18 protein-coding genes and 1 rRNA gene are annotated in these 14,945 nt (G+C 46.6%); 12 read left to right on the forward strand and 7 right to left on the reverse strand.

Annotated elements, in window-relative coordinates; translation table 11 throughout:
- Nucleotides 1-162: 162 nt before the first annotated feature.
- Nucleotides 163-1,437, reverse strand: coding sequence for a bifunctional phosphopantothenoylcysteine decarboxylase/phosphopantothenate--cysteine ligase CoaBC (gene coaBC, locus FTU55_RS13580; protein WP_005182280.1), 1,275 nt, complete (start codon nt 1,435-1,437; stop codon nt 163-165).
- A gap of 113 nt (nt 1,438-1,550) precedes the next feature.
- Between coaBC and radC the strand changes: the two genes are divergently transcribed.
- Together radC and FTU55_RS13590 are read left to right on the forward strand one after the other, a co-directional pair.
- The gene (gene radC / locus FTU55_RS13585) at nt 1,551-2,246 is read left to right on the forward strand and encodes a DNA repair protein RadC (protein WP_005182279.1); all 696 of its coding nucleotides are present in this window, start codon (nt 1,551-1,553) and stop codon (nt 2,244-2,246) included.
- Between the two features lie 70 nt (nt 2,247-2,316).
- A complete protein-coding gene (locus tag FTU55_RS13590; protein WP_005182277.1) occupies nt 2,317-3,228 on the forward strand; it encodes a bestrophin family protein in 912 nt (303 codons plus the stop codon).
- Between the two features lie 49 nt (nt 3,229-3,277).
- On the opposite strand, the gene FTU55_RS13595 is transcribed toward FTU55_RS13590, so the two are convergent.
- Nucleotides 3,278-4,153, reverse strand: a complete 876-nt coding sequence (locus FTU55_RS13595; RefSeq protein WP_180047372.1) for a PHP domain-containing protein — start codon at nt 4,151-4,153, stop codon at nt 3,278-3,280.
- A gap of 44 nt (nt 4,154-4,197) precedes the next feature.
- Between FTU55_RS13595 and FTU55_RS13600 the strand changes: the two genes are divergently transcribed.
- From FTU55_RS13600 to mnmC, 4 genes are read left to right on the forward strand one after another with little or no spacing between them, the layout of a single operon-like run.
- The gene (locus tag FTU55_RS13600; protein WP_005182273.1) at nt 4,198-4,809 is read left to right on the forward strand and encodes a septation protein IspZ; all 612 of its coding nucleotides are present in this window, start codon (nt 4,198-4,200) and stop codon (nt 4,807-4,809) included.
- Between the two features lie 31 nt (nt 4,810-4,840).
- Complete coding sequence (locus FTU55_RS13605) at nt 4,841-5,143, forward strand: YciI family protein (RefSeq protein ID WP_005182271.1); 303 nt, start codon at nt 4,841-4,843, stop codon at nt 5,141-5,143.
- A 5-nt stretch (nt 5,144-5,148) separates the two neighbouring features.
- Nucleotides 5,149-5,631: a hypothetical protein gene (locus tag FTU55_RS13610; protein WP_104504233.1), complete on the forward strand. Its 483-nt coding sequence runs from the start codon at nt 5,149-5,151 to the stop codon at nt 5,629-5,631.
- Between the two features lie 30 nt (nt 5,632-5,661).
- Complete coding sequence (mnmC, locus tag FTU55_RS13615) at nt 5,662-7,539, forward strand: FAD-dependent 5-carboxymethylaminomethyl-2-thiouridine(34) oxidoreductase MnmC (protein WP_180047374.1); 1,878 nt, start codon at nt 5,662-5,664, stop codon at nt 7,537-7,539.
- A gap of 186 nt (nt 7,540-7,725) precedes the next feature.
- On the opposite strand, the gene FTU55_RS13620 is transcribed toward mnmC, so the two are convergent.
- On the reverse strand, nt 7,726-8,040 hold the full coding sequence (locus FTU55_RS13620; protein ID WP_005182260.1) for a rhodanese-like domain-containing protein: 315 nt from the start codon (nt 8,038-8,040) through the stop codon (nt 7,726-7,728).
- 91 nt (nt 8,041-8,131) lie between these two features.
- On the opposite strand from FTU55_RS13620, the gene FTU55_RS13625 reads away from it, so the two are divergent.
- Nucleotides 8,132-8,620 (forward strand): YajQ family cyclic di-GMP-binding protein, encoded by a 489-nt coding sequence (locus FTU55_RS13625; RefSeq protein ID WP_005182257.1) that lies wholly within the window; start codon nt 8,132-8,134, stop codon nt 8,618-8,620.
- Between the two features lie 28 nt (nt 8,621-8,648).
- Nucleotides 8,649-9,155, forward strand: coding sequence for a DUF4442 domain-containing protein (locus tag FTU55_RS13630; RefSeq protein ID WP_016659551.1), 507 nt, complete (start codon nt 8,649-8,651; stop codon nt 9,153-9,155).
- Between the two features lie 65 nt (nt 9,156-9,220).
- On the opposite strand, the gene FTU55_RS13635 is transcribed toward FTU55_RS13630, so the two are convergent.
- The 3 genes from FTU55_RS13635 to FTU55_RS13645 form a co-directional block, all read right to left on the reverse strand.
- Nucleotides 9,221-9,589 carry an acyl-CoA thioesterase gene (locus tag FTU55_RS13635; protein ID WP_171525181.1) on the reverse strand — a complete coding sequence of 123 codons (369 nt, stop codon included), beginning with the start codon at nt 9,587-9,589 and terminating at the stop codon, nt 9,221-9,223.
- A 71-nt stretch (nt 9,590-9,660) separates the two neighbouring features.
- Nucleotides 9,661-10,092, reverse strand: coding sequence for a thioredoxin TrxC (gene trxC, locus FTU55_RS13640; RefSeq protein WP_016659552.1), 432 nt, complete (start codon nt 10,090-10,092; stop codon nt 9,661-9,663).
- Nucleotides 10,093-10,989, reverse strand: coding sequence for an alpha/beta hydrolase (locus tag FTU55_RS13645; protein ID WP_075168316.1), 897 nt, complete (start codon nt 10,987-10,989; stop codon nt 10,093-10,095).
- A 124-nt stretch (nt 10,990-11,113) separates the two neighbouring features.
- Here FTU55_RS13645 and FTU55_RS13650 point away from each other — a divergent pair, with 124 nt between their 5' ends.
- The 4 genes from FTU55_RS13650 to FTU55_RS13665 all read left to right on the forward strand — a co-directional run bounded on the left by FTU55_RS13650 (nt 11,114) and on the right by FTU55_RS13665 (nt 14,724).
- Nucleotides 11,114-11,449: a TIGR01244 family sulfur transferase gene (locus tag FTU55_RS13650; protein WP_005182227.1), complete on the forward strand. Its 336-nt coding sequence runs from the start codon at nt 11,114-11,116 to the stop codon at nt 11,447-11,449.
- Entirely contained in the window at nt 11,442-11,864 is a 423-nt protein-coding gene (locus FTU55_RS13655) for a beta-lactamase hydrolase domain-containing protein (RefSeq protein ID WP_180047376.1), read from the forward strand. The genes FTU55_RS13650 and FTU55_RS13655 overlap by 8 nt, the downstream gene beginning before the upstream one ends.
- Nucleotides 11,865-12,062: 198 nt before the next feature.
- Nucleotides 12,063-13,253, forward strand: a complete 1,191-nt coding sequence (locus FTU55_RS13660; RefSeq protein ID WP_180047378.1) for a hypothetical protein — start codon at nt 12,063-12,065, stop codon at nt 13,251-13,253.
- Nucleotides 13,254-13,335: 82 nt separating this feature from the next.
- Nucleotides 13,336-14,724: a dihydrolipoyl dehydrogenase gene (locus FTU55_RS13665; protein WP_180047380.1), complete on the forward strand. Its 1,389-nt coding sequence runs from the start codon at nt 13,336-13,338 to the stop codon at nt 14,722-14,724.
- 117 nt (nt 14,725-14,841) lie between these two features.
- Here FTU55_RS13665 and rrf read toward each other — a convergent pair.
- Nucleotides 14,842-14,945: ribosomal RNA gene (gene rrf, locus FTU55_RS13670) — 5S ribosomal RNA — on the reverse strand; the annotation flags it as partial.

The raw sequence follows: 14,945 nt of genomic DNA on the forward strand, positions 1-14,945 counted from the left end.
AATGGAGAAATCTGATAGATATGTTTTACCTGAGAGACGGATGAGGAGTTACCCAAGAGTTGTAAAAGGAAAACCTCAAAAATACCCAAGAAAAAGCCAGTCAATCTCTTAACTGACTGGCATTACTGCACTTGCAGGGCTTTTTTATTTATTCTGACAAGATCAGAAGGCTTCATCCTGCGCCGGATCATGGTGCAAGGCATCATGAATGGCTTCGACCAGCTGCTGGGCAATTTCCTGCTTGGAGGCTTTTTCCAGATCGCGTTTTGGCAGATGATAGCCTTCAGCAAAGAACACCGTCATGGCATTTTCATCAGAGGCAAAGCCGATATCTGCACGGGACACATCATTGCAGGCAATCATATCCAGCTTTTTCGCCACCAGTTTGCCGGCCGCATATTCTTCCACATTGCGCGTTTCAGCGGCAAAGCCGACCATAAACGGACGTTTGTCCTGCTGCGCGATAGTCGCCACAATATCCGGATTCTTGATTAAGGCGATATCCAGTTCATCTCCGGATTTTTTGATTTTGTGTTCTGCAACTTCAGCCACGCGATAATCGGCAACCGCCGCGGTGGCAATAAACACATCACAGCCTTCATCCAGCAACTGCATACTGGTGTCCAGCATCTGCACGGCTGAAGAGACATTAATACGGCGGACCCCGTTTGGTGTATCCAGACTGACTGGCCCGGCAATCAGCGTAACTTTGGCGCCAGCTGCATAGCAGGCTGCTGCCAGGGCAAAGCCCATTTTCCCGGTACTATGATTGGAAATATAACGTACCGGATCAATTGCTTCACGGGTTGGCCCGGCGGTAATCACCACATGCTTGCTGGCCAGTAAGCCAAATTTTTCAGCAATCGCACGCTGCGCTTTATGGAAATAATCGGTGACCTGACGCGCTAGCTCTTCCGGCTCAGGCATACGGCCCAGACCGACATCACCACAGGCTTGTGAGCCGGATTCCGGCATAATCACATGCACGCCATCGTCTACCAGCGTCGCCAGATTGCGCTGCGTAGCTTTGGCCGCCCACATCTGCTGATTCATGGCCGGTGCCACCCAGACCGGGGCACTGGTGGCCAGATATAAAGTCGATAACAAGTCATCTGCCAGACCGGCGGCAAATTTGGCCAGGGTGTCACAGCTGGCCGGTGCAATCAGCACCAGATCGGCCCAGCGTGCCAGTTCAATATGCCCCATGCCGGCCTCGGCTTCCGGGTCCAGCAACTGGGTATGCACCGGATTGCCCGACAACGCCTGAAAGGTCAGCGGTGTAATAAAGGCTTGTGCCCCTTCGGTCATCACCACCCGGACGTTAAAGCCAGCGTCCTTTAAACGGCGAACCAGAATGGCACTTTTGTAGGCGGCAATACCGCCAGTAATACCCACAATAATATTTTTATTAGGAATGACACTTAAATCAAAACTCACGAACAGCTTACCTTTCTGTTGCAGTGGGGCTCACAATAGCATTAAATATTGTCATTCCCAAGACATGTCTGGGCGAAATCCATAACAATTCATCACCAATAAGTCTAATAACAATGAACTTCAGTATTAAACATTGGCCGGAACAGGAGCGTCCGCGTGAACGCCTGATCCAGTACGGCGCGCACAGTCTTTCCGATGCCGAACTGCTGGCTATTTTCCTGCGCTCCGGCTCCCAGCAGTACTCTGCCGTTGAACTGGCCCGTCATTTATTACAGGCCTTTGGCAGCCTGAATGCGGTACTCGATGCCGCCCTGCCCGATTTAAGCCAGTTTCATGGCATGGGTCCAAGTAAATACAGCCAGCTGATGGCGGTCAAGGAATTGGGCCGGCGCTATACCGCCCAGCATTTGCAGCAGGACAAACTGGAACTCAGCTCCTCCCGGCTGCTACTGGACTATTTACGCTTTGAACTGCTCGGTGAAACTCAGGAAGTATTTGCAGTATTGTGCCTGGATGCGCAGCTGCGCAAAATCTGTTTTAAGAAACTGTTTTTTGGCGCGCTCAATTCATGTGAAATTTCGATCAACCAGCTGCTACGCTTTGCCATCCAGAAAAACACTACGGCGCTGGTGATCAGTCATAATCATCCTCAGGGACAGCCACAGCCCTCACCGGCCGATTTACAATTGACCCAGCGCATCCAGCAGGCCTGCCAGCTGGTTGATATCCGCCTGATTGATCATTGTATTATTGCTCCCGAAGGCAGTTTTTCCTTTGCTGAACATCAACTCATCAAGTCGACATTTTAAGCAGCGCAACATATTGACAAAAACCCGGCCAGCACAGAAGATCATGAAAAACTTAAGCTGATTCCCAGACATGATTGTACGTGACCAACCGAGCGTATTTAGGCTGTTATTTTCCTGGCGAGGTACCATCTTACCGAAGGTGTTACCACCTTTGGGCGTGGTCATGTTGCTGTCGGCGATTGTCGGCGGCCTGTCCTATGTCGGGTATTTTCACTTCTCTGATTTCCCCCTGATCGGCTTTACCTTAATTGGGGTGGTGCTGTCGATTTTCCTTGGCTTTAAAAATTCGGCCTGTTATGACCGCTGGTGGGAAGCCCGCAAACTGTGGGGCATGTTAATTGCCAATGCGCGCCATTTTGACCGCGACTGCCGGATGCTGGCCCAAGGCCGCCGGGAACGGGTGATTCAGCATGTGATTGTGTTTGCCAATGTGTTGCGTGACCGTCTGCGCCATCAAACTGCCAATCCGACTGAACTGGTAGAAACCAGCGGTATGAGCCAGCAGGCCGTAACCCAGCTGTATCAACAGGCCAATGCGCCGCAATATACCCTCAGCCTGATTCAATGGGAACTGATGCAGGCCCTAAAAGAAGGTGAAATTTCCGATATTATTTACAGCCAGATGAACCAGCATGTGATGGAACTCAGCCTGGTGCAAACCGGTTGTGACCGGATTGCCACCACCCCGCTGCCGTTTGCCTATTCGGTATTGCTAAACCGTACCGTGTACTTTTTCTGCTTTATGCTGCCGTTTAGCTTGGGCTCGACGCTGGGGCTGGCGACACCGCTGCTGGTCGGGATTCTGGCTTATACCTTCTTGGGGTTGGACGCCCTAAGCTCGGAAATTGAAGAGCCATTTGGTACGCAAAGTAATGACTTGCCTTTAGATGCGATGGTGCGCACCATTGAAATCGAATTACTCTCGACTTTGGGGAAACCGACACCACCACCAATTCAGGCACAGGACAATAACCTGCTCTAAAGCAAAAAACCTCAGCCCAGCTGAGGTTTTTTTTGATGCTGAAATACGTTTACGCAGTCAGCGCCGGTGATGGATTGACAAAACTTTCCCAAATTCCGACCTGCCCCGGTTTCAGGCTGGGAATATTGCCCAGTTTCATCCACGGCATATTTTCACCATGAAAATCGCTACCGACCGAGACTTTTAAGCCATGCTCGGCAATCATCCGGTCCACCATCTGCCGGGTAGAACTTGGATCAATCGCCGGCGGCAACTCGACGGCATCTCCACCAAATTTGGCGAAAATTTCAATTAGGTAACGGATATTGGTCGCCGACAGGTCATAACGGGTCGGATGCGCCAGCACCGCAAAACCGCCACTGGCATGAATCACCTGAATAGTTTCCTCCAAGCCCAAGCCTTCAAATTTCACATAGGCTTTTTTGCCTTCTTTAATGTATTTATCAAAGGCCTGCTGCGGCCGGCTGACATAGCCTTTTTCCACCAGAGTTTTGGCAATATGGGTACGGGTCACCCGATCCGGGACATTATCTACCTTGGCAATCACATCGGTATAAATATCTTCACCAATCAGCGGAATTAGCAGCTCGCAAATCTGTTTGGAGCGCGCAGCACGAATATTTTTTTGCTGGGCCAGTAGTGCCGCCATCGGCGCCGGATTTTGCATATTCAAGGCCACAATATGCACAGCATAGCTTTTTTTGGTCGCCAGACGTGACCACTGGCTGGAAATTTCCACGCCAGATATGAGCTTAATCCCGTGATTTTTCGCTGCTTCCTGAGCCAGTGCAATTCCATCCATGCTGTCATGATCGGTCAATGCCAGCGTATGGATCGACAGTTCAGCTGCTGCAGCAATCAATTGCTGCGGACTTAAAGTTCCATCAGAAATATTGCTATGTGTATGTAAATCTACGCCGTGCATCTCTATACTATGACATTTATTTGATCAGATTTAGATACTCTAACATGAAAGCACTTTTAGACTTTGTGCCACTCATTATTTTCTTTTATTTATATAAAACTGTAGATCCAAAAGATACCCACCATCCTTTGCTGCAAATGATCGGCTCTGCCGGTGGTGTGGATAACAATAATATTCTTGTGGCCACCACCGGTCTGATCATTTCCATGTTAGTGGTGTATGGTGCGCTATTTGTGTCGCAAAAATTCCGTTTGGACAAACAGCAGTGGATTGTGCTGTTTATGACCGTGATTTTTGGTGGTATTACCCTAATGCTGAGCGATGACTTCTATATTCGCCTAAAAGCTGTCTTGCTGAATCTGGTCTTTGCTGGCGCCTTCCTGCTGTCGCCGTGGTTCAGCAAAGATCGCAAGCCGTTAATCCAGCGCCTGTTTGGTCCGGTGTTCAATTTAAGCGACAAAGGCTGGATGAAACTGAACTATGCCTGGGTCGGGATGTTTCTATTAATGTCCTTCCTGCACGGCTTCTTTGCCTATATCTTTATGGGTGGAAAATACTGGGGAGAATTCACTGCTTTTGGTGACATGATTGTGATGTTTTCCTTTATCATTATTCAGTTTATTGTATTGCGTAAATACTTTAAAACTGCCGAATAAATCCTTCAGTCCGCTTGAGCGAGAATACCTTATGCCTTTATTTGTGGTGACCTGTACCGATAACGAAGGAACCGTCGAAAAACGTCTGGCCATTCGTCCGCAACATCTTGAACGTCTGCAACAGCTGGATGATGAAGGCCGTCTAATTGTCGCCGGTGCGATGCCGAAAGATCCGGCCAATCCACAAGCGGGCTTTTATGGCAGTACCATTATTGTCGATTTTGATTCTCGTGAAGCCCTTGATGCCTGGCTGCAAGATGAGCCATTCCTGAAAGCAGGCGTCTATGGCCAGATTGAAGTCAAACCTTTTAATAAAGCATTTCCTAAAGGATAAGCTGCATGCGCGTTGTTGTCCCGAGTCTACTGGGTCTATCCTTCTTCTGTTCTGCACTGTGGGCCGTTGAACCGGCTGTACCCGCTGCTATAAATACCACGGCTCAAGTCACGCCAGCGGTCGCAACGCCAGCCAAACCGGCGATTATACCGGCTGTGGCCACCACCACAGCGCCGGCAACGGCCAACCAGCCGCTGACCGCTGAGCAGCTAGCCAAGAATAAAGCGGCACAGGAAGCTAAAATCAAGGCGCTGGTCAAAGATCAGGAAAGCCGCCTGCAACAGCTGGAAAAAGCCAATCTGGAAGCACTGGCGCAAAACCAGGAACTGCAGCTGAAAAATGACAATCTGGGTGTACAGGTTCAGGTCTTACAAAGTGAACGTAGCGCGCAGATGTTTCTTTACGGCGCTGCCACGCTGGCTGTCGGCGTATTGCTGGGCTTTTTGGTGGCCAGCTATGTGTATACCAAACGTCGCCGTCAGTGGTAATGTTCTGCTTCATTAAAGGTAATCTGGGTGTTGTCTAATCGCATTCAAACCGCCGATCTCGATTGGCAACATATTGAGGGCATTGATGTCCCGGTATCAAAACAGTTTGGGGATGTCTACTTTTCCAAGGACAATGGCCTGCTGGAAACCCGGCATGTATTTTTAAACGGTAATGACCTGTCCGGGCGTCTGGCAGCCCTGCAAGATTATGAATATTTCTGTGTCGGAGAAACTGGCTTCGGCACCGGCCTGAATATTCTGGCCTTATGGCAATTGTGGCAACAGGTGCGTCCTGAGAATCACAGCCATTTACATGCCATTTCGGTGGAGAAATTTCCGCTTTCCAAAGCCGATTTAATTCGCGCCTTAAATGCCTGGCCAGAATTAAAACCTCTGGCCGATCAGCTGATTGCCCAGTACCCATTACCACTGGCCGGCTGTCATCGCCTGTCGTTTCCGGAGCAGCGTTTTTCTATCGACCTTTGGCTCGGTGATGCGCACGATGTCTTTCCGATGATGGCCAAAACCACACAGGTCAATGCCTGGTTTTTAGATGGCTTTGCGCCCTCCTGCAATCCGGATATGTGGGAAGAACAGGTGCTCAATCATATTATTCGCCTGTCAGATGTCGGCACTACCTTCGCTTCCTTTAGTGTAGCCGGGGTGTTAAAGCGAGGTTTAAGACAGCACGGGATTCATATTTCCCGGCCGCGCGGGTTTGGCCATAAACGCGAAATGCTAAAAGGCATCTGGTTAGCGCCAGAAGAACCGCTTAGCCCAGAACGGGAAACTGAACCAGCAACCTCAGTTCCTTCGACCTCTGTACAGCAACGGCATATTGCCATTATTGGTGCCGGTATTGCCGGTTTAAGCATAGCTTGGGCTTTTGCCCAGCGTGGCCATCTAGTTTCTCTGTATGATCAAAGCGCGCCACTGGCGGGTGGCTCGGGTAATCCGCTAGCCCTGCTCAATCCCAAGCTGTGTGCTATTGAACAGAGCCATACCCATTTAATGACCCTGGCCTGGCAACATGCCTTAAATCATTATGCAAAGTTTCAGGCCTTCCGCCCGATTCAGGTCAATCAGCTTGGGCTAAAAAATCCGGAACAGCTGCTGGCACTGGCCGATGAATATCCGCCAGGTATTCTGGAAAAAGATTTAGACGCACAGCTGCGATCAGAATTTCCTGCCCTGCGTCTGCTACAGGCTGGCGCGGTGTCGCCACATCAACTGTGTGCGGAGATTCTGGCGCATGAGCGGATTCAATATCAGCAGGCCAAAATCACTCAGATTCACCCGACAGATCGACCGGAACTGTTCAGTGACAACCAATCTCTGGGCCAGTTTGATCATGTCTTTGTCTGCACAGCCCGTGAATCTGGCCAGTTTTTTGAACATTATCCGCTGTTAAAACCGATTCGGGGTCAGGTCAGCTGGCTGAAGAATACCCAGCAACCGCTGCGTTTAGATAGCTCCTATAGTTATGGCGGTTACTGTATGCAGCTCGATGCAGAGCAGTTGATTTTAGGCGCGTCTTTTTATCCGGGTCGGGATGATGCCGAAGTCTTACGAGAAGATCATGAACATAATCTGGCGCTGATCCGTAGCGTCTTCCCCGACTATGCGGACACCCTGCCTGATCCACACAGCTGGCAAGGCCGTGCGTCAATCCGTGCGCAAAGTCAGGATTATTTCCCGCTGCTTGGAGCACTTGAAACCGGACAGCAAGTCTATAGCCTGACTGGACTCGGTTCCAAAGGTTTTCTGTTTGCACCGCTATGCAGTGAAATTCTGGCCGCACAGATTTTAAATGAGGCCTGCCCGGTGCCGATGCAGGTACTGGAGAAACTTAACATCCGCCGTTTTCAAAAGAAAGCCAAAGCCAAGAAACCGTATTTTAAGGCCTAAGCTAAAAACGTTGTATAGATCGAGAATGATGGCCCGGTTTAGTTTGAAAGATCAGGCTTAGTGTGGAAGTCGAGGAGAGCATTTATTTTCTTCATTTAAAATGCTTGATCATATGAGGGAATGTTCTGATCTTTTTAGTCAATGATCAACAGTGTTCATAAAAAAGCGCCTGACGGCGCTTTTTGCTTATTGCCCTTGAACCAAAGGCAAACCGGCATCACGTGCAGCACGGGTACCGCCCATCAGCACCACATATTCACGTGAGCTGTCCAGCTCTTCTAACAATTCAGCCGCGCGCGGCGCTTTGCTGCCACCGCCACATAAGATGTAAATCGGTTGATCCGCTGACACCTGAGTCAAGCTATCTGCTGACAAGTTGGCAATTGGCTGATTGACTGCGCCTTGAATATGCGCTTCAGCATAAGCACTTGCATCACGGACATCCCAGATGATTGCATTTTCTGGGAACTCAAATGTTGTAATTTCTTGCTTACGGATCATTGTGCACTCCTTTGATGTAAACAACACTTGGCAAATGAAGAAAACATCCCTAGCATCTCAGATATTCTTTCCATTTGTAAAGGTCTAAACTATGCCATCTTTCGATATTGTTTCAGAATTAGAAATTTTTGAAGTAAATCATGCAGTTCAGAATACTCAAAAAGAAATCGCAACACGTTTCGATTTCCGTGGTCAAGATGTTTCTATCGAACTGAATGAGAAAGCCAAAGAGATCAAAATCAAAACCGAAAGTGATTTCCAATGTGAGCAAGTATATACCATGCTGGAGAATCATTTTTATAAACGTAAGATTGATGTGCAGGCGCTAGACCCGCAAAAAGCCACGGCCTCAGGTAAAAACGTGATTCAGACGGTGAAGCTCAAAGATGGTCTTGACTCTGATACCGCGAAAAAAATTAATAAAGCCATTAAAGAAAGCGGCATTAAAGTGCAATCTTCTATTCAGGGCGACAAAATCCGTGTGACGGATAAAAAACGCGACACCTTACAGCAAGTGATGGCGTTTTTAAAAGAACAGCAATTTGGCCTGCCACTGCAATTTAACAACTTCAAAGATTAAGCTCTTTGCTCCCGCATAGGAATCGATCATGGCACAAGCGAATCGTTTAGCAAAATTAGTCAAAGCGACAGCAAAATTTCCACAGGTGATTCGCACCACTTTGTGGAGCAAAGCCTTTGGCCGGATCGTGCCTATGGTGGGGACAGCCAAATTAAAATATCTCGAAGTCAGTTCGGCCAAAGTGGTGGTGAAAATTGACAATCATAAAGCCATGCAAAACCATATTGGCCAGGTACATGCCTGTGCTATGGCGCTAATTGCAGAAACTGCCACCGGCTTTGTGACCGGCATGAATGTGCCCGATCACTCGATTGTGTTAATTAAAAGCTTTAAAGTTGATTTTAAACGCCCGACGCAAGGCGCCATGACCGCAGTCGCAACGCTGACAGCAGAACAGCAGCACTTGATGCAACACACCGAAAAAGGTGAAACGCTGGTTGCGGTCGAAGTGACCGATGAATCGGGTGAAGCACCAATTCAATGTGAAATGCTCTGGGCCTGGGTCAGTAAAGATCAGCTTAAAAAAGCCCGTTAACCCGCTTTAAACCATAAAAAAACCCCAGTTTCAGAACTGGGATTTTTGATCTTTGAGTGCACAAATTATACAGCTTGCGATTCCAGATACTTCTGCTTCACTTCCTCGGAAATCTGACGCTTGTTGCCTTTGACATCTACCGCGACAAAGGTAAAGACGCCTTCGGTAACGCGTTTTGCTGCACGTGAACTGTCATGGCTGTCCCAGACTTCAATCTGCATCTGAATTGAGGTATTGCCCAGTTTCAGGATTTTGGTATAGCAGCTGATCACATCACCCACTTTCACAGGCACCAGAAAGGTCATCTGGTTAATGGCAATGGTGGCACAGCGACCTTGGGTAAAACGCTCGGCATGAATTGCCCCGGCCAAGTCCATCTGCGAAACAATCCAGCCCCCGAACACATCTCCACTCCAGTTGGTATCGGCAGGCATAGCAATGGTTTGAAGAGAGAGCGTCCCTTCCGGTTTTAGTTGAGAATCTGACACATTCGCTCCGGGCGTGATTAAGGGTTTGAAGTTAAGTGCTGATCTAACCACTGTTTCAGTTCGGTCGATCTTAATGCGCCGCTTATTCTAGCAATTTCGGTGGTCTTATTCATCAACACCAGCGTGGGAATACTGCGCACATTAAAAGCACTGCTTAAACGCGGATTTTCTTCAGTATTAATTTTGGCAAAAATTACTTGCGGATATTGCGCCGCAACCTGGGCAAAATGCGGCGCCATCATCTTGCAGGGTCCACACCACTCTGCCCACAGGTCGATCAGGATTGGCAAATCACTGTGCTGGATAAACTGGCTAAAATTCTGCTCATTCAGGTCAATCGGCGCCAGTGGAATTAAAGCCTGATGACATTGTCCGCATGTTGGATGGGCAGTTAGCTTATCCTCCGGAACACGGTTTTTGGCACTACAGGCTGGACAGACAACAATCATTTAGCTTACTCCAATATGCTGATGTAGAAATTCTAATTGAGTCTTGACGGCTTTTTCAAAATATTGGCCATGATAAACATCAAAATGCTGCATATCCCATTCATGATATTGCACATAAGGCGCAATATTGGTGGCTGTTTCACGACTCGATTCAATCGGGATCAGGCTATCGCGTTTGGCGGCAATAAACAGCACCGGAATATTAATCTGGCGCACATCCTGAATCGGCCGATAACGGATCAGATGAAACAGCGCCCGTGCCGGAATCTCGCCACTCCAGTAAAAATCTGGATGTAAAATCGACAGATAACCTTCATAACTATCCGCCGTCGGTAAGAAACACAGCCCTTTCGGATCAACTACCGGCAAGGTTTTTGGCATTAAGCCAACTTTAGCGCCCATATAATCCTGACTGGAAATTTTTAAGGCACGTGGCAGCTGCTGAATCGGATACAGCTTGGCACTGGCCGCGCCATCTACAAATGGCACCTGCACCATCACTGCTTTTAAATGGTTTAACTGCGAAGCCAGAGTTAAGACATAGCCGCCGCTTAATGCTGTACCCCAGAGGATAATCCGTCGACCATCTACCGATTGCCGTTCCTGTACATGTGAAATCATGGTACGCCAGTCATCCAGCTGCCGCGACAACGACACCAGCTCGCGTGGTCGCCCGGTACTACCGCCCCAATAGCGATAATCAAACAGCACCACCGCATACCCGGCACGGGCAAAGCGTTTGGCATATTGCACCAGCTTGAACTGACGCAGGCCGGCCAGACCATGCGCCATTAAAATAACCGCTGGTTTAGTAGGAGTTTTTGGCAGGTAAAAATCGGCAGCAATGACCTCCTGACCGCTTTTGACATAGAGAGGCTCGACAGTATAGGCATGCATGGCTGCTCCAGTGCGTTGTTTTATGGTTGTAATCGTTTATAAATATTTCAGAACAATCTGCGCGAAAATCTGGCTAGTGGTATTATAGAGCATAATATTCAGATATGGATGATGGAGTGGCATTATGAGTGAGCATGTTGGCTTTGCAGGTCAAATTGGCCCGGAACACGTAACCCAAGTGGTTGAAAAAGGCTTTAAATCAATTATTAACAACCGTCCAGACATGGAAGGTGGCCCGGAACAACCGACCAGCGCACAAATTGAAGATGCAGCGCGTAATGCAGGGTTAGATTATGTCTATCAACCGGTGGTGGCTGGGCAAATTACCGAGTTGGATGTCCGTACCTTTGCCAATCACTTTAATGAATTACCAAAACCGGTTCTGATGTTCTGCCGTACCGGCAACCGCTCAAATAACTTATATCAACTGGCCAAACAAATGGACCTGTTAGATGACTAAATCGTTGTGGATAGGGATGGTTTTGGCGCTCTCAATGACCACGACCTCCCTATGCGTTGCTGCCAGTGATTTTAGCCGTGCGTTAAATGCCAATCTTAGTGTTTCTGGGCAAATGACACCTGAGAAATTTAAGATCTTGCTGCAAGATGGGTTTAAATCGGTAATTGTGAACCGCCCTGATCAGGAAGCAGGCAACACGGTGAAAGTGAACCAATTACGTGACATTGCCGAGAAATCACGGGTTAGCGTGATTTATCAACCCGTAAGCAGCGGTGTAATTTCTCAGGCCGATGTGCAGGAGTTTGCGAAGTACTATAACGAACTGCCGAAACCGATTTTAATGGTCTGTCGTAGTGGTTCACGCTCGGCAGCCTTATTTAATCAGGCAAAAAATCAGGGGTTATTGCATGAATAAAATCTGGATCATGCTGATTTGTGCATGTGTACTGGCAGGTTGTAGCTCTATGGATGTCCGCCCAACGGTGGGGGTGAGTGTGGGGACGACAATTTAATTAAGTTAACTCATGAAAGGCGCTATATGCGTCTTTTTTTCTATGGTATCTTTACATAATACAAATAAATCTTATACATAATTTTTTATTAGGGGAACTTTATGAACTTAGTTAAAGGCTCATTAATTTTAGCACTCTCAGGACTTATTAGTGCATGTGGTGGAGGGGGAAGTAAAGGCTATTATGATAGTGGCGCTACATCGAATGAATCTAATAATACCACTCCCCCACCAAGTACCTCTGTTGAAATTGCGACAAAACAACTTGAGATTCTAAAACGTGAAGGACAATTTTTATTTGGTAATTATGATGCAAATGATTTAAATACTACCAAAGGTTATATTGATCACTCACTAGATACTTTTGCACATGGGCCATTACAACTAACTCTGGCTATTAGAGATGTAAATCTTGCCAGTTTTCCTGAATTCTATCGTGAAAAATGTTTTGAAAAAAGTACCAGCGATTATCGTGCATGTTACTCATTCACAGGCGATCAAATTAAAACTTTATTACCAGCTTATAATGATTGGGACTTCGAAATTACCCGCGATGACCTAAAGAATATCCGCTTAGAAGATGATGGGATAACTCCGAATCTAGAAGCATACCAAGCCACCACACGTATTTTTATTTTTGAAAATGAGAATATAGATAAAAACTTACATGATGTGACAATCACAGGGGCTTTTGCATATCCATTCAAACAGAAATGGGTCGAACAAGAGCATCAAAAGCGCTTTGTATTAATTAATGAGTCGACTAGTGATTATAAAATTACTGTAACAACAACAGAAATAGACCCTGAAACGGACTTACCCGTTGAAAAAGAAGTTACTACAGGAGCTTTTAGCACTTATAAAGATTTGACGTCTTTAGATGGTGAGTTATTTATGTTTGAAAAAGGTTCTGGTTTTAATGTTCTTATAAATGACAATGCAAATATTTCATTCGCCGAGCCTATATCCTTTATCTTCAACTCTACACCAGGTGATCTAAGTAGCTCATCGAGTTATCGTATTAAAAATAATGGTGAAAAAGAATTAAAGCTTGTTAATATTACAGCAATTGATGGCACTCGTGTTGAGAATGAAATACCTGAGCGTAATATACAATCTTTCACTGGCAACATCTCTTTAACTGGTAAAAATATTTTTAGCTTTAAAAATGAAACTAGTGGAACTTTGAATTTTGAACACATGATCAATAATATTACATTTAAGGGCACATCTACCAATAATAATGGAACTATTAGCACAACTTTAACCGAGCCAACTGGTATAAAATTTTAATGTAAGAAATTGCAATTAAACCCTCTAAATAGAGGGTTTTTTTATATATTCGATAGTATCTCTCTTTATTGAAATTGCTCCTATGTACGACATTATTATTATTGGTGCAGGCACAGCAGGAATCACTGCTTATCAAGAAGCCATCAAGCACACACAAAATATTCTTATTATTAATGACGGTTCCTGGGATACGACCTGTGCCCGAGTGGGCTGTATGCCCAGTAAAGTGCTGATTTCTGCTGCACATCGCCTACACGATTTGCAAGAAGCAGATAAAGTTGGTCTCAACATCAAAGCCCAGGTCGATACCACACAGGTCATGCCGCATGTCCGCGCTTTACGTGACCATTTCACCCAGGCCACTTTAAAAGAAGTTGAAAGCTGGGATGCACAACACAAAATTCAGGGCAAGGCAGAGTTTATTGATGCTCAAACCGTACAGGTGAATGAACAGCAATATCAGGCCAAAGCCTTTATTCTGGCTGTCGGCTCTACCCCAACCTATGACGCTGAATGGAAGCAGCAGCTCGGCGAACGACTCATTACCTCAGATCAAATCTTTGAACTAGACGCCATCCCTAAATCTTTAGCCGTGATTGGCAGTGGCGTCATTGCACTGGAGCTGGCTCAAGCCATGCAACGGTTAGGGTGTGATACCACAATATTTGCGCGAAGTCGCCGTGTTGGTGCACTGACCAGTCCTGATCTACAACAACTCGCCCAAGATATTCTCAGTAATGAATTAAAGATTAAGTTTGAAGTCTTACCGCAAAACGTGGAAAAGGTAGGCAATCAGGTCAAGCTTGAGTTTAGCGAGCAAGGTCAAACGCAGCACCTTATGGTTGATTATGTACTGGTGGCCACCGGCCGTCGTAGTCATTTAGATTCGCTGAATCTACAACAGATTGACTCTCAATTTGGTAATCTTAAAGAGCTACCGATTGATCCACAAACCAAACAACTGGGAAATTACCCAATTTTTGTGGTTGGTGATGCGCATACTTCTACCCCCATTCAGCATGAAGCAGCCCATGAAGGCCGAGGTGCAGTGCATAACTACCTTAATTATCCAAAACTAAAGAGTTTAAAAGACTTAACACCGCTGAGTATTGTGTTTAGTCAACCGGAAATGGCAATTGCTGGCCAAAGCTATAAACAGCTTAAAAACAAGAACATCGACTTTGTGATTGGAAAAGTGTCTTATGAGCGCCAAGGTCGGGCGATGGTTCTGGCTAAAAATAAGGGTGCTGTTGAAATTTATATTGATAAACGTACACGCCAATTATTAGGTGCAGAACTCTTTGTAAAATCTGCCGAACATTTTGCCCATACTTTTGCTTGGCTGATTGATGAAGGGGTAACGTTAGATGAACTTCTTGCTAAGCCTTTCTATCATCCGACGCTTGAAGAAGGTTTAAGAACGGCTTTAAAACATGCTCGCCGACAGTTGAGAAATCAAGAGGAAGGTTAATCTTCTCTATTTTTCTCATTTCACTGTCATTTTGATTCTACTTATCTTTATTTCCCACACAAATTTCCCGCATAAAAAAATCCCCCTAGCTTTTGCTAGGGGGATTTTGAATTAATGAGCTGGCGATGACTTACTCTCACATGGGTAACCCCACACTACCATCAGCGCTAAGAGGTTTCACTTCTGAGTTCGGGAAGGGATCAGGTGGTTCACTCTTGCTA

It is taken from the genome of Acinetobacter sp. YH12117, from assembly GCF_013418865.1.
GTDB lineage: Bacteria > Pseudomonadota > Gammaproteobacteria > Pseudomonadales > Moraxellaceae > Acinetobacter > Acinetobacter indicus.

Excerpts from the sequence above, each read along its gene's own strand:
- FTU55_RS13620 (WP_005182260.1), bottom strand. The coding sequence starts at position 8,040 with ATGATCCGTAAGCAAGAAATTACAACATTTGAGTTCCCAGAAAATGCA.
- FTU55_RS13635 (WP_171525181.1), bottom strand. The coding sequence starts at position 9,589 with ATGCCTGCCGATACCAACTGGAGTGGAGATGTGTTCGGGGGCTGGATT.
- FTU55_RS13600 (WP_005182273.1), top strand. The coding sequence starts at position 4,198 with ATGAAAGCACTTTTAGACTTTGTGCCACTCATTATTTTCTTTTATTTA.
- FTU55_RS13660 (WP_180047378.1), top strand. The coding sequence starts at position 12,063 with ATGAACTTAGTTAAAGGCTCATTAATTTTAGCACTCTCAGGACTTATT.
- FTU55_RS13665 (WP_180047380.1), top strand. The coding sequence starts at position 13,336 with ATGTACGACATTATTATTATTGGTGCAGGCACAGCAGGAATCACTGCT.
- trxC (WP_016659552.1), bottom strand. The coding sequence starts at position 10,092 with ATGATTGTTGTCTGTCCAGCCTGTAGTGCCAAAAACCGTGTTCCGGAG.
- FTU55_RS13595 (WP_180047372.1), bottom strand. The coding sequence starts at position 4,153 with ATGCACGGCGTAGATTTACATACACATAGCAATATTTCTGATGGAACT.
- FTU55_RS13630 (WP_016659551.1), top strand. The coding sequence starts at position 8,649 with ATGGCACAAGCGAATCGTTTAGCAAAATTAGTCAAAGCGACAGCAAAA.
- FTU55_RS13605 (WP_005182271.1), top strand. The coding sequence starts at position 4,841 with ATGCCTTTATTTGTGGTGACCTGTACCGATAACGAAGGAACCGTCGAA.
- FTU55_RS13650 (WP_005182227.1), top strand. The coding sequence starts at position 11,114 with ATGAGTGAGCATGTTGGCTTTGCAGGTCAAATTGGCCCGGAACACGTA.
- FTU55_RS13625 (WP_005182257.1), top strand. The coding sequence starts at position 8,132 with ATGCCATCTTTCGATATTGTTTCAGAATTAGAAATTTTTGAAGTAAAT.
- FTU55_RS13590 (WP_005182277.1), top strand. The coding sequence starts at position 2,317 with ATGATTGTACGTGACCAACCGAGCGTATTTAGGCTGTTATTTTCCTGG.
- FTU55_RS13610 (WP_104504233.1), top strand. The coding sequence starts at position 5,149 with ATGCGCGTTGTTGTCCCGAGTCTACTGGGTCTATCCTTCTTCTGTTCT.
- radC (WP_005182279.1), top strand. The coding sequence starts at position 1,551 with ATGAACTTCAGTATTAAACATTGGCCGGAACAGGAGCGTCCGCGTGAA.
- FTU55_RS13645 (WP_075168316.1), bottom strand. The coding sequence starts at position 10,989 with ATGCATGCCTATACTGTCGAGCCTCTCTATGTCAAAAGCGGTCAGGAG.
- FTU55_RS13655 (WP_180047376.1), top strand. The coding sequence starts at position 11,442 with ATGACTAAATCGTTGTGGATAGGGATGGTTTTGGCGCTCTCAATGACC.